This window comes from Hungatella hominis (assembly GCF_014288005.1).
Lineage (GTDB): Bacteria > Bacillota > Clostridia > Lachnospirales > Lachnospiraceae > Hungatella > Hungatella effluvii.
This window is the reverse complement of sequence record NZ_JACOPB010000019.1, coordinates 1-14,587: the sequence shown is the minus strand read 5'-3', so window position 1 is coordinate 14,587 and position 14,587 is coordinate 1. Positions and strand designations below refer to the sequence as shown.

Here is a 14,587-nt window from a genome sequence, read left to right as displayed (position 1 = left end):
GCCACCTTTACTCCTTCATTGCCGCAATTTCATTGATGATATCTGCTTTAAAATAACCGCCCAACAATTTGGTATCATCACCTTTCTGATAGCTGCCGTTCTTGATATAGAATAACAATGGGTCGTTATGCATCGCTTCTATTAACAACATCGATCCATCTTCCGTTTTTTCATTAAAAAGTTTTACGTTGTCTGACAGGCTGTAATGGCGATTGTTTTCAAGAACTGTCCGGTTCTCTTCCAATGTACCTGTAGCTCCCGCTTCCTCATTAATTTCCGTAAACATTTCAACCGCCTTGTCAAAATGTTCCTCACTGCTGTAAATCCAATCAACGGTGGCAAAATAAAGTTCCATCCATTTTTTTATCGCTTTATATTTGGCCGGATCTTCATAACTTCTGGGATTCGCACACATAACCGTAGGCAATTCAATTCCCAGATCATTTGCACTCATAACCACAGTGTAGTTTTCCTTCATTTCATCCGCATATGTAAAACTGCCCCAAAGTGCTCCAATCTCCCCTTTATTTGCCCGAAGCGCCGTATTGATGCCTGGAACATCCATATGAGTCATTGCTACGTCAGTATCAGACAAGCCGAATTTGCTTAGGCCTGTAGATAAAACATAATGAAGTGTAGACCCTGTCGGAATCAAAATTTCTTTTCCTTTCCACGTATCTGCCGTCCCATAGATGCCTGGGTAATCTTTTAGCGTATTTCCTGCTGAAACAACATCTGAATCATTTTTTGCAAAAATGCGCAGGGAATCGTAATCTCTTGCCGCAGCTCCGATCACGACCATATCCTGGCTGATTACGCCTGTCAGAACCCCTCCTAACCCTATCGTTCCGCAGTCCCAGGAATCAGAAGCCATCGCCTCCACCATAACCGGTCCATTACCAAATGTCTCTATATTGGCTCGTATTCCTGCCTTTTCATATCCCCCCATTTTATCAATCATATAGATAATCATTCCATGATGGGAGCCAGTCAAATATCCGAAATTCAGCTCAGTCTCTGTTTCTAAGGGCTCAATTCCATCATAAATTCCTGCCTCTTCTTTTCCCGTTTCTTCTTTCCCGCTATTTCCTGCAACACCATTATTACCTGTCTTCTCTGGACTTTGACTACATGCAGTAAGAGTTCCCAAAACTAATAACAGACTTAATAAAAGACAAAACCATTTCCGTAACCTTCTCCTCATAAGATACACCTTCCCCTTCTTATCGAAATTCCTTAACAAGATCCATAAACGCCTTCACTCGGTTATAATCAACTCCATTTTCAAATTTTCCATCTTTTTTAAACGTTGTTCCTACGATGGCGCCATCTGCCACAGATAACTGAGTTGTAATATTCTCTATTCTGCACCCCGTATTCGCCAGCACCACAGTATCCGGCACAGCCGATTTCACTTCATTCAAAATCTGGGTATCTGTGCTTTCCCCTGCTGTCAGTCCGGAAACACATAAAGCATCCGGCCTGCAGTTAAACACGGTTGTCTTTGCCACTTCTCTGATATTGCGCTGCTCTACGTAAACAGCCGCTTCCGGAACTATATTAAACAGTAACTTAACATTCTGTGCGCCAACCGCATGTTGGTGGCGCACCGTCTCACCACAATTCGTATTCCATAATCCAAAATCGCTGGCATAGACGCCAGTAAAAATCTCTCTCACAAAACAAGCCCCGGTAGCGACTGCCAGATCCAAAGATGCCTTGGCATCCCATAAAACATTTACCCCAAAAGGAACTGTAATTTCTGATTTTATCTCCCCGATTACGCGTCCCATTGCAGCAAGTGTTTCTTTCTTTACATCAGTAAGGTAAGGAAGGCTGAATTCATTAGAAAACATAACTGCATCCACCCCTCCATCCTGAAGCGCATGCAGATCTTCACGAGCCTTCTCTATCACCCACTCCATTCCCTTTTCCTGATCATAGCCACTGTCTCCCGGCATTGCCTGAAGATGACACATTGCAATAACAGGCTTTTCAGTTTTGAATACTTCTTTTAACCAATTCATCATAAACCCCTTTCTTTTCAGGCATACGCATTATGCCAAATATACATTCTTTACTTTTTCTTTCATTCTGTGCAGGCTGTTTTCATCGATAGCCTTATCAATAATCACTCCATCAATATCTGTGAGATCACAGACTTTAATTAACGCCATTCTTCCCATCTTACTGTGATCACCAATCAATATTACCTGCTTTCCAGCCTGAACCAGTAATCGCTTAATACTGGCCTCCATCACATTTGTATTGGAAATGCCGAAATCCACATCAATAGCATCTGCTCCCAGAAAAGCCTTGTCCACACGAATATTACGAACGTAATCTTCTACCATACTTCCCAAAAGCACATTATTATACCCCTGACGACGGATTCCTCCTGTTACAATCATAGTGGAGGTTGGGTGGAGAACTAAATTTCCTCCAATAAACAAGTCATAAGTAATTACTGTCAAATTAGGAATATCGGATAATTCACTTGCCAGGTAATAGGTTGTCGTTCCTGAATCCAACAGAATAGTGTCGCCCTCGTGCACAAAGGACGCCGCCAATTTAGCAATTTGCCTTTTTTCGTGCAGCATGATCGTCAGTTTCTCATTATGCTGCCATTCAAATGAAGAAGTATTATCATTCTTTCTGACTGCTCCCCCATGAGTCCTGACTAAAAGCCCCTGAGTGTCTAAATCATCCAGGTCCCGGCGTACCGTCGCATCTGATACGTCGAGGTAGTCTGCCAGTTCCTTAATTTGAACGCTGCCATGTTCCTTCATGTATTCCATTATCTTCTGCAGCCGGCCGGCTGGAATAATAGAAGTTTTTTGTTCCATGTTTCTTTCCTTTCCTGGTCTTTTTTTCTCTTTTGTATTTTTTGATTGTTTTTGAAATATTTTGTAACTTTCTGCTATATTTCACGTTTTTATTATCACATATGTGTCGAATAATGTCAATAATTTTTACAAAATTGACATTTTAACATTTTAGTTTGCAAATTCTATCAAAAAAAATATCTTGGTTACAGACAATATAGTCTACAACCAAGATTTTAGTATTTTTTTACAAATCGATTTTTTTAAGCCGTATACTTCACAAACTGAATCCCTTCCACATCTTCCAGAAACTGGAGCACCGCCTCCCGACTCTTATGTTCCGTATTCTTTAAGCTGATCACCGCCTTCTGGAAGCCTTTTCTCTTCTTTTCAATCTGCACCTCGCCGATCACCAGGCCGGCAGGTGAAAATTCCCGGACCAGATCCGTCATTTTGACCGCGTCGTCCAGTTCCACATACACGCTGAGCCAAACGTCATCAAAAATCAGATGGTATTCCAGTTTCTTCAGTTGTGTCATGATAAGCGATACGGCCAGGGTAGCAATGATCCCGGCCTCATAGAAACCAATCCCAATGCTCAGACCAATGCACGCAGCAGTCCACAGGCCTGCTGCCGTTGTCAGCCCCTTAATCTTCGTCTTGCCCGATATAATGATGCTCCCTGCGCCCAGAAAACCGATTCCGCTGACCACCTGTGCGCCCAGCCGCGCCGGATCACCGGTCTGGAAATGATAGTACATATACTGTCCGGTCAGCATGACCATGGCCGCGCCCATGCAGACCAGCATGTACGTCCGCATTCCAGCCGGCTGATGCGCTTTGCCCCGCTCAATTCCGATTACACCGCCGCAGACCATGGACATCACGATCCGCATGGTGATGGAAGCCAGATTGATGCCTTCCAGATACTCCACTGCCGCTGTCACTGTCTCCATGTATTCCCCTCTCATCCCTGTGTTTTACAACCTGTTCAGACAGATACCCGTTTCACTGATTTTTTCTTTTTGAGTTCCCCCACCAGGAGGGCAGCATCCAGCTCATCAGGCGCTTTTAAAACCGCACTCAGTACACAGAGGGAGTCCTCGTCAGCCAGCTTTATATTCTCCATTTTGCAGCCTGCGTCCTCTATGGTCTTATTAATATAGTAGAAGATATCTTCTTTGTCGGTGTCCTTATACTCGATCTCCAGCTCCCGCTCTTCTCCAGCCTTTCTGGAAAAATATCCCCTTCTCCCTAAAAACACTTCGGAAACCATCACAATAATCGTGGACACAGCGCCCAGCACATACATGCCGCAGCCCATGGCCATACCCACTCCCACCGTGGCCCAGATACCGGCGGAGGTGGTGATTCCGCTCACATTGTTGTTGCGGAAAAAGATAATTCCTGAGCCGATAAATCCGACAGCTGTCACGATACCGGCCGCAACCCGGGACGGGTCAAGTCGGACGTATTCGCCGAGAACATCATTGAAGCCATACTTGGAGATAATCATCATGGTCGCGGCCGCAACCGAAATGATAACGTGTGTTCTGACGCCCGCCGTCTTCTTCCTGCTCTGCCGTTCATAACCGATCAGCCCGCCGCATACAGCCGCCCCAAGGAGCCGGGCTACAAAAATCCATTGTTCCATTATAAATTCATTCAACTAATCCGCCTCCTGAAAAACAGGAATACCGCATGATATCTTTCATGCGGCGCCCTGTAATGATCTCTTTTTTGCCTGTTGATTTCTTTTTTACCTTCTGCTCTTATTCTTACCCTATTGATCTCTTCCTCATCCCTTCGCCACTCTCTTCTCAAACCGTCTCTGCTTCCATCTTCTGATGCGTTCCATTCCATCTCCCTGGCCAAAATACAGTGCGACAGAAGAGAGAATCATCAGAACGACCGTGTATACAAAGCCCATGGCCCTGGCATCGATAGATGCCGACTCATCCGAAGCGGCCTTCACGACGATGCCGAGAGGCTGGAACAGCGGATGGTACAGGAATACAGACAGATCGTAGTCTGATAACATCCCGTTGAAATTCAGGATGATGATGGACATAATCGCCGGGAAAATAACCGGAAGAATTACTTTTATCATCGTATAGAGCGTACCCGCACCCATACATTTCGCCGCTTCTTCCAGATCATTGTCGATGCTGAAGAACGCCGCCTTCACCATCCGGTAAGAGAAAGGCAGTTTAACGACTGTATAGCCCACAAGCATCAGTACCAGCGTTCCTACCATAACATAGTTAAACAGGATCGGCTGCCGCTCCCCGTAGGTCGTGGTCAGTCCCAGCGCGATCAGGGTTGCCGGAAGAAGCCACGGAATCAGCATGCCCCATTCGAAGAATACGTCGTATTTATGCTTTGCCGTGCGCACAAACCGGGCGCAGATCACAGCCATCAGTACAGCCAGAACCGCAGCCAGCAGGGAGTATACAATGCTGACGATATACGGCTTGATCGCCTCTGCGCTCGTAAACAGCTTCTGGTAATTCGCCAGAGTGAACGAATTCAGAGTCAGATTGCCCGTCTTAATAGTCAGTGAATCACAGAACGAGTATACGATAACCAGGATAATCGGTATCACATAGATGGCAAACATGGCGTAAGCGACCACATGGGCTGCCACGTTGAATACCGGATTGCTGATCTTCTGCTTCTTTAGCTTTGCCTTCGTCTTCGACACGGATATGTAGTTTCCGCCCTTTTCAATCCTGCTGAATACTGCCAGCAGAATCATCGTGGCAATTCCTAAAAGAACCGCAAGAAATGCCGCAACCTCCCTGGAAAAGCTGGATTTTGCAAATGTAATAATCATGGGGTTGATGGTCTGGAAATTCTCTCCGCCGACAATCAGAGGTGCGGACATGGCTCCCAGTCCGGTAAGGAACGTCAGGATGGTGATTGCAAAAAACGTAGGCTTTAACACCGGCATGACGATCTGGAAGAAGATTCTGCTTCCTGACGCCCCCATATTTTTCGCCGCCTCAATGGTGTGGTAATCCAGTCCATGAATTGCATTCTTTAAAAACATCATATGATTCTGTGTACAGGAAAATGTCATAACGAACACGACTGCCCCGTATCCCACAAACCAGTTCGGGTTCATGCCCGGGAATAGTGACACCAAAAGCTTTGTCAGCAGTCCGTTGGCGCCGTAGACGTATTTATAGCCGGATACCAGCACGACTCCGCCGTAGATCAGCGAGCTCATATATGCAAGTTTTAATACCCTGGCACCCTTGATATCCCAGTATTCCGTCAGAAGAACGCTGAGCGTCCCCACGATATTGACCGTAACCACCAGGGTGAACGCCAGAATGAAGCTGTTCACCAGGCTCTTCATGGCTCTGGCGGAGCCGAAGACCTTTCCGAACACTTCCGTGGAAAACTGTCCATTTTTATAGAAGACACTGACCAGCAGATTTAAGTTCGGGTAGATGACAAATGCAACAATGGCCCATACAATAACAATCTTTAAAAGCAGGGTCTGTATACTGAAAGACTTACTTTTGCTTCTCTGTTTCACACAAACTCCCTCCTTTTAAAATTGCATGATATCCCTGGGATTCATATAGATATCCAGTTCCCGGCCGATTTCCATGAACGGCTGTCCGTCATTAACGTGTATCACGCGGACCTCACACCCCAAGACTTCAACGCGGTATTTCGTCATGACTCCGTTATAATCGTAATCCCGGATCACTCCATGCATCTTCGCATAGCCTGGAATTTCCTTTAAACTGATTCTCTCCAAACGCACATAGCCGCTCTTATTCCCATCCAGCGCATGGCCGGTCTGGGTCTCGACCTCGCTTAAGACAGCAGCGTTCAGCCGGTTAATCTCACCGATAAAATCGCAGACAAATTCCGATCCGGAATGGTTATAGATGTTGTAAGGCTTATCCACCTGCTCCACAAATCCGTTGTTAAACACAGCGATCCGGTCAGACAGGGTAAGGGCCTCCTCCTGATCGTGGGTAACGTATAAGGTAGTGATCCCTAGGTTCTTCTGCAGCTTTTTAAGCTCGCTCCGAAGGCCCACTCTCAGCTTGGCATCCAGGTTGGAAAGCGGCTCATCGAGGCACAGAATCTTCGGCTCCAGAACGATCGCCCTGGCTAACGCCACTCTCTGCTGCTGCCCTCCGGATAATTCAGATACATTTCTCACCAGCTGCTCTGACTTGATCTCGATGACCTTCGCTACATCCTTGACCTTCCGGTCGATCTCCGCCGCTGAAAGCTTCTTCACCTTCAGGCCAAAAGCCAGGTTCTCATAGACGGTCATCGTCGGAAACAGGGCGTAGCTCTGAAATACCATCCCGATATTTCTTTTCTCTACCGGAGTGTGGGTAACATCCTTTCCATCGATTAATATCTGTCCGGCACTGGGTTCGATAAAGCCCACGAGAGCCCTCAGTGTCGTCGTCTTGCCGCAGCCCGACGGTCCCAGAAATGTAAAGAACTCCCCATCTCCAACCGTTAAATTCAGATCCTTGATGGCTACAAAATCCCCATATTTAATCTCAATATTTTTAAACTCAATCATCCTTTTCCTCTCCTTACAAAGAGGCGGTATCATTTATATTCATAAACCATACCGCCCTCCGTCACCTACTGTAAGAACTCAAGCTCACATTTTTCAACCCACTGATCTATATTTGCTGCTACAAATCCCCAATCCATATCCTGCGGATGTACCTGATCCATGAATTCCTTGATATCGGCCGGTGCTTCCTCCACTGCCTTGGGCTGGCACGGAATGGTGCCGAACTGTTTCATCCACTCTGCCTGAACGTCAGCGGAACCGAACCAGTTGGCGAAATCAATGGCAAGATCACGCTTCTTGGAACCTGTAATCATGGCTACCTGCTCAGTTACGTATGGAACGCCAACTTCCGGAACCATAATCTGGAACTTATAATCTCTCTCTGTCTGATTCTGAAGAACGCCGCTTCCCCACATCTCTGTGATCGGAACTGTACCGGAGATTGCATTTCCTACGTAGTCCTCGCCCTGTACTTCCATGTGGCCGTTCTGAATCCAGCTTTTCACAAAATCCCATCCTTCATCGGATATGCCATACTCCCCATTATCATCTCTGTACCGAACAAGCAGGCTGGCAAGTATGGTCTTACCGGTGCCGCCGCCGAAGTTTAAGATGGTGTATTTATCCTTCCACTCCGGATTTACCAGGTCGGTGTAGTCCTTTGGCGGATTCTGGAGATCGGCGTTCATCATATTGACAAGAGGCTGGATCACGATCGGATAATAGTATCCGTCCTTGTCGCCCAGCGTCATATCCACGTCGCCGGCCCAGGAAGGCTCCCATTGATCCAGTACGCTCTCCGCTTTCAGTTTCTCATACTCAATAGAGTTCAGTCCAAATACTATATCTGCCTGCGGATTGTTCTTCTCCGCGATAATTCTGTTCGCCAGATCGCCGCCCTGAATCTGTACCACCTCTACATTATATCCGGCCGTTCCCGCCTTCTCCTTCAGCCATGCATCTCTGCCGTTGGAACCGGAGTTTGTGTAAATGATAAGCTTCTGACTCTTGTCCACGTCTCCGCCGGCCGCTGCCTTATCTCCCGCAGCCTCAGTATCTCCTGCCGCTTCTGTTTTCGCAGCTTCCTCCGTCCCTGCGGCTGTCGTGTCCGTTGTCGTATTCTTTGTTCCTGATCCGCAGGCTGCCAGTGACAGTACCATAGCTGCAGATAATCCGAGTGCCGCAAATTTCTTTAAGTTCTTCATAATTCTCCTCCTACTTTTCATTTGATTTATTTGATATGTATCCCTTTAACAACGCCGGCCAATCAGTTTGGATAATCTCGAATCCCAAGTCTATCAGCTTTCCCCATGTCTCATCAAAACCAATCTTAATGGCATTATTATCATCTAACAGCCCTGAGAGAATGATCTCATCATTTAGGGTAATCGCGTTCACCCAGGGAGCGATCCCCGCTTTTTTCAAACGACCCATGAATTCCGGGCTTAAGAATTCACTGTCCAGATCGGTAAAGATAAGTTCTGCCGCGGCCACATTGATATCGTACTTCTGAATGATATCCCATTCTTCCGGGCTCTTCATGATCGGCATATACATGATGCCGGTGCCGCTCTCTTCCAGTTCCTTTAAGAGCTCCTCCTCCACACCGGACTTTAAAAGAATCTGGTCCTTCATATTCATGCGGTCTAAAAGAGCGATAATCTCCTTCCAGTAAAACCAGGACCTGTCGATATTGATCAGGCACTTTCCGCGAAAATGCTCCAGCACATCTTCTAAATGTTCCAGCTTCTGTCCGCATACCTGCCGTAAGGAATTCAGCGTAAAGAGCTTCTCCACTTCCTCCGATGACATGGTTCGGATATCACGGTCAATTCCCAGCTCAAGAGGCTCTTCCCCATTATGGAATGCGTAAAATACTTTGTCCGTAGTCATGGATGCATCCACCTCGATCATATCCGCTCCATGAAGCAGTGCGTTCTTATATGCCAGACAGGTATTCTGCACCACGTTCCCGCCGCACGTACCGCGATGAGCCGCAATCAAAATCCGGTTCTTATCGATGAGTTCTCTGATTGACTGATTCTTTGTGTACATTTTCCGTACCTCCTTGTCTCTATATCTATTTTATACACCATTTATTGGAACGTGCCAATAGTATTTCCGAATTATTTTGTTTATTTTACATAGTTATAACATGGATTTTACATTTTTTTGTGCATTTTATTATGTTACCTTTTGTTTTCCGTAGTTAAAATCCCCATTTTATTTGGCACGTTCAAATTAATACATTTGTTTTCTGTGCTACATTCGACTTTAAAAGTTTTTACTTCTGTTTAGCTTTCACCTTTTAACGAAAGTCTATCCTTGTCTCATAAAAGCATAAAAAAAACGTCGCGCAACAAATTTCAGGTGTCTTATTACTTACCTAAAACTTATTGCGCGGCGCCTTCCATACTTTTTATTTCCATTGCTGGCGGTTATTTCTTTTTATCCATGCTCCGTAATTTCGCAGAGTGCGGCTACTTCTTATATCGATGCGCAGTTTGACTTCATGTCAGTGCTTGTTTCGTTAAATGCCCGATCACATTCCTCCTGCGCCTTCTCAAGCGCGTCATCCATCTCTTCGATTCCCGATGCGATGGACCGGATCGCCTTCCCCAGGATATCCTCAAACAGGAACTCATTGAAATCAGGATTTCTGTCATGTTTATAAAGCCTCCAGCCGGGTTCGAAGGATTTCTCCATGTTCTCCAGCCACGGATAGCGTTCCAGGATATCCATATTCCTGCTGATCTGGCGGTTACAGACGTATCCGCCAAGATACGTGATGGTCTCCGCGATATCCTTCCGGTACAGCCACTTTAAGAAGCTCATGCACGCGTCATACTTTTTGCTGAATCTGGAGATTCCCACCGAGCCTCCGCCCGACAATGGCTGCCCGCCCGGAACGGTGTCGCAGGCGATTCGTCCCAGCACCTTCGATTCCGGATTGTGAATCATCTCGGAGGCATAGTTGGAAAACACGATATGCATCGCCGTATTCCCCTCCGAAAACTGGCGGGTGGGTTCCCCCCACCACTGATAGATATCACTGCCCGCATACTTGCAGGTATCCAGATAATTGCGGATCGCCTGTTTCATCTCGGGGATGAGGATATTTACATTTCCCCGTGCATCGAAGATATCCTTCTTCAGTTCCCGGAAACGCGGCAGAAAATCGCACGCCGCCAGGAATGTTCTTCCGTAAGCGGTAACTGCTCCATACCTGGTTCTGGAATCGGGATTCTCTTTTCTCGTAAAAAATCTGGCCACTTCATTGTATTCTTCAAACGTCTTAGGAATCTCCAGACGCCGTTTGTATTTTTCAAAAAATTCCCTTTTGATCAGCTCATCCTCGAATAAATCCTTCCTATAGAACAGCATCTGCACGCAGGCATCCAACGGAAACGCGTACTGGACACCATGAACCATGGAATAGTTTTCCGAGAGGGAGGGAAGAATCTGCTGCCGCAGCCACTTAACCGAAGAGCTGGAGCTGTCGAAGGGCTGATAAATCTTATCGCCCAGCTCCGTCATCCACGCCATGTCGATGCGGACCAGATCGTAGGGACTGTTCTGCACGCAGGCCTGCGCCATCTTGTAATGCTCATCGTAGGAAACCTCGATCATATTGACCTTGATTCCGGTCTCCCTGGTAAAGGAAGGAAGCAGCATGCCGATGGCCTTGCTGGTCAAATTCTGGATGGTCAAAAAGCAGATGCTGTCTTTCTTAACAGCGGCCGGAAGGGGATTACCGTAGAATCCGTCATTTTCCATGATCATCTGCTGTTTCTGCGCAGGAGCCGTCTCCGCTTCTTCCCCGCCGGCATTTACGATCTGCTCCGCTATGTTTCTTCCCATGAGCTTATAATTCAGCTCATATCTGCACACGGCCGGATCGATTCCAATGCTCTTGCTGGTCAGCGCATATATAACCGGCATTTTCTTATCCGGATTATACTGATGGGCCATCCTCAAATAATCGGCGTCCTCCTGGCTCATGGCAATCACCGCGTCGAATTCCTCTTTCGAACCCAGAATATCAAAGGCCTTGTTAAACCACATGCTGTCGTCGCTGGGAAATATTTTGCAGGAGCAATTATCATCCTCCAGCACATCCACTACACCGTTAATAAAGCTTTTATTGTTGGAATAGATACTGTTCTCACAGAGCAGAGCCACATTCTGATGGCCATCCTCGATACACTTAACCGCGATATCCCGTCCCGCCTGTTCAAATCCAAAGGAAACGTAGACAGACGCGTCCGGCATTCCCTTCACCTTTCTTTCGGCAAAGAAAAACCTGGTATCTGAAGTGTATAATCCCCTGTTCTTAAGAAGCGAGCTGACCACCACCACCGCCATGGGATTTAAGGAGAGAGCCTTCTTAACCGCTTTTTCCTCGTCGCACTCTAAGTTATTGGTGGATATGAGTTCTATGCTGATCTCGTACTCCCGCAGGTACTGTTCCAGCCCGTTATATAAATCGTTATAGCATTTTAAGCTGATCTTAGGCACAATGACGCAGACTCTCCGTGCCGTACCGGCCCGCAGCTGCTGGGCCTGGACGTTCATTTTATATCCCATCTCTTTGGCAATCCGCTCCACCAGCTGGATTTTTTCAGCGCTGACGTTCCCCCTTTTGTTTAACACATTGGAAACTGTGCCGTGGGATACCCCTGCTTTGGCGGCAATATCTTTGATCGTTGGCATAGGCTGCACCTCGTTTTTGGTTCGTTCAAATTTTATTATTTTCATTATAGCACGAGGGCAGAGAGTTTTCTATCTGTTTTTTGCGAGGACTTTGTGCAGGACACTAGAGCGGGACTTTCGTACGCGGTTCTAAAACGAGGCCGCACACGGTTCCATGACTTCCGCCTCCAGCACGATCCTCACCTGCTCCACCCTCCTGTCTTTCATCTTCATGACAGTTATGGTCATATTTTCATAATAGAGCACATCCCCTTCTTCCGGTATCCGCTCCGCCAGTTCCATCACCCATCCGCTTACGGTAAACGATTCAAACTCTTCCTCACCGCCCAGCTCCTCAAACAGCTTTTCCACGCTGGTATTGCCTAAAACCAGATATTCCTGATCAGATATCTTCTCAATTTCCTGAACCACCACATCGTGTTCATCCCAGATTTCCCCCACCAGCTCCTCCAGAATATCTTCCAGAGTTACAATGCCCATGGTTCCTCCAAACTCATCGATTACCACCGCAATATGCATCTTATTTTTCTGAAGTTCCTTCAGGAGGACGTTGATTTTCTTACTCTTAGCCACATACAGCGCCGGTCGGACAATGGCCTCCACGCCGCACACACCGCGATACACCTGATTATAAAAGTCCTTCTGGTAAATGATCCCTATAATGTCGTCGATCTTATCCTTATAGACGGGGAGACGGGAGTATCCGGTCTCGCCAAACACCGCCGCTATCTCCTCTTTATCCGCATCGACGGGAATTCCTGTCACATCGACACGCGGGGTTGCGATATCCAGGGCTTCCAGCTCTGTAAATTCAATGGCGCTCTTGATCAGGCTTCCTTCCTGTTCATCAATCCCGCCATCCTGTTTCGCCTCCTCCACGATGGCAAGCAGCTCCTCCTCCGTAATGCCGGAATCTCCCGAAGTCCGGATCAGGACTGACAGCAGCTTTTTCCACTGTTTAAATAAGTAATTAGCGGGTGTCAGCAGCACCATAAACGCATTTAAAAACGGGGCTGAAAACATGGCAAACTGCTCTGGGGACTCCTTGGCAATACTCTTCGGGGAAACTTCACCGAAGATCAGCACCACAATCGTCGTCACCACGGTTGATATACTGGCGCCCGCCTCATCGCCCAGGAGCTTCACAAATATGACCGTGGCCAGCGATGCACTTGCAATGTTGACGATATTATTTCCAATCAGGATCGTGGACAGCAGCCCGTCATAGTTTTCGGACAGCTTTAACACCAGCCCCGCCCTCTTATTTCCCTTTTCCGCCATATTCTTGATTCGAATCCGGTTCAGCGAGGAAAACGCCGTTTCCGTCGCCGAGAAATACGCGGACATAATGATACATCCAATAATAATAATCAATGAGATACTCTGTTCTTCCATAATTTTTTCCTTCCTCTTTCTTCTTTTTTGACACACAGAGTCCGGCTTGACGGACTCTCATACCAGGGCGCGGCTGCTTTTGCAGCCAAAAAAAACTTTTCTACTACGCAAAAAAGCATAGCCCGCCTTTCCCGAGGGAAACGCAGGTTATGCTCCTATATCAACATTTCATTTCAATTATCATGTTCTTTTTTATCAACCGGTATGTAACTGTCGTATTTGAGTTTGCCCGGTGTGTGTCAGGTTCAGCGTCACTGTCGGCGTCGTCCATGAAATGAGTAAATTCCTTTCTGCATAAAGCGTTAATATGAAAGAAATTATAAAGAACCCCAGTGTCATTGTCAAGAAGCGTTCGAATTCCTTAACGCTTTCTTATCGCCTTTGTTTCTGTACCTTTTTCGCCAGTCAAGTCCCCTGCCGCTTACGACCGGTTATTTTTCCCTGACGGAAGTCACCAGATGGATAGGGCTGCACGTCCGGCTGGTTCATTGCACACGGAAATAACCGGTCAAGCGCTTCGATCGCCTCCTTAGCGTCACTGCCGTCTGCCACCACATAAAAACGCTCTCCCTTTTTCAGCTCTCCCGCCTTCAGTATGCTCTTTCCATTAAAATGTTTCTCTTCATTTTCAACCGTAATACTGCTTGTAAAACGGCTGGATATCAAAATCAGTTCCATCATCTGTTCCCTGGCCATTTTCTCTTCTGGCGCCAGATTGTACTCTCTGCTTTTCATTAATCTGTATCCGGTCCTTTCCCTGTGATCATTCTATATAATGTCCTACTTCTTTTACGTCTGATCATTTTCTCCAAATCTGTTTCGTTCAATACTGCCTTTCTTCTTCCATTTTATCTTTAAAATTATATTTTTGTAAGCGAATTTGATCTGCCTTTTAAAACTTTGTCTATTTTACCTTATATCCAGGCTTTCTGCATTTGTATTTTTTTCCATCGGTTACCGTTCACAATCAATGTCATTTAGTTACCTATCCAGGTTGAATTCTAACATAGGGTCTAACTCAATTTTTTAATATATTTTCCCAAAAAAGGTTGACACAGCGGCAAAAATGTGCGGCCGCTCTCGCTGC

At 46.5% G+C, this 14,587-nt stretch carries 12 protein-coding genes; all 12 read right to left on the bottom strand.

Features of this window, described 5'->3' with window-relative positions:
* Positions 1-7: 7 nt before the first annotated feature.
* The 12 genes from H8S75_RS26510 to H8S75_RS26455 all read right to left on the bottom strand — a co-directional run bounded on the left by H8S75_RS26510 (position 8) and on the right by H8S75_RS26455 (position 14,235).
* Positions 8-1,204 carry an ABC transporter substrate-binding protein gene (locus H8S75_RS26510; RefSeq protein ID WP_187024097.1) on the bottom strand — a complete coding sequence of 399 codons (1,197 nt, stop codon included), beginning with the start codon at positions 1,202-1,204 and terminating at the stop codon, positions 8-10.
* Positions 1,205-1,223: 19 nt separating this feature from the next.
* A complete protein-coding gene (locus H8S75_RS26505) occupies positions 1,224-2,030 on the bottom strand; it encodes a BtpA/SgcQ family protein (RefSeq protein ID WP_279288729.1) in 807 nt (268 codons plus the stop codon).
* Between the two features lie 27 nt (positions 2,031-2,057).
* Complete coding sequence (locus H8S75_RS26500; protein ID WP_243270483.1) at positions 2,058-2,846, bottom strand: DeoR/GlpR family DNA-binding transcription regulator; 789 nt, start codon at positions 2,844-2,846, stop codon at positions 2,058-2,060.
* A 242-nt stretch (positions 2,847-3,088) separates the two neighbouring features.
* Entirely contained in the window at positions 3,089-3,781 is a 693-nt protein-coding gene (locus tag H8S75_RS26495; protein WP_243270482.1) for an MgtC/SapB family protein, read from the bottom strand.
* Between the two features lie 35 nt (positions 3,782-3,816).
* Positions 3,817-4,494, bottom strand: coding sequence for an MgtC/SapB family protein (locus tag H8S75_RS26490; protein ID WP_187024095.1), 678 nt, complete (start codon positions 4,492-4,494; stop codon positions 3,817-3,819).
* Between the two features lie 129 nt (positions 4,495-4,623).
* On the bottom strand, positions 4,624-6,372 hold the full coding sequence (locus H8S75_RS26485; protein ID WP_187024094.1) for an ABC transporter permease: 1,749 nt from the start codon (positions 6,370-6,372) through the stop codon (positions 4,624-4,626).
* Positions 6,373-6,387: 15 nt separating this feature from the next.
* Complete coding sequence (locus tag H8S75_RS26480; RefSeq protein WP_187024093.1) at positions 6,388-7,392, bottom strand: ABC transporter ATP-binding protein; 1,005 nt, start codon at positions 7,390-7,392, stop codon at positions 6,388-6,390.
* 65 nt (positions 7,393-7,457) lie between these two features.
* The gene (locus H8S75_RS26475) at positions 7,458-8,597 is read right to left on the bottom strand and encodes an extracellular solute-binding protein (protein WP_187024092.1); all 1,140 of its coding nucleotides are present in this window, start codon (positions 8,595-8,597) and stop codon (positions 7,458-7,460) included.
* Positions 8,598-8,607: 10 nt separating this feature from the next.
* The gene (locus H8S75_RS26470) at positions 8,608-9,447 is read right to left on the bottom strand and encodes a glycerophosphodiester phosphodiesterase family protein (protein ID WP_187024091.1); all 840 of its coding nucleotides are present in this window, start codon (positions 9,445-9,447) and stop codon (positions 8,608-8,610) included.
* Between the two features lie 432 nt (positions 9,448-9,879).
* Positions 9,880-12,105, bottom strand: coding sequence for an extracellular solute-binding protein (locus tag H8S75_RS26465; protein WP_187024090.1), 2,226 nt, complete (start codon positions 12,103-12,105; stop codon positions 9,880-9,882).
* A 129-nt stretch (positions 12,106-12,234) separates the two neighbouring features.
* On the bottom strand, positions 12,235-13,500 hold the full coding sequence (locus H8S75_RS26460; protein WP_187024089.1) for an HlyC/CorC family transporter: 1,266 nt from the start codon (positions 13,498-13,500) through the stop codon (positions 12,235-12,237).
* Positions 13,501-13,905: 405 nt separating this feature from the next.
* On the bottom strand, positions 13,906-14,235 hold the full coding sequence (locus H8S75_RS26455; RefSeq protein WP_243270481.1) for an HPr family phosphocarrier protein: 330 nt from the start codon (positions 14,233-14,235) through the stop codon (positions 13,906-13,908).
* Positions 14,236-14,587: the final 352 nt, after the last annotated feature.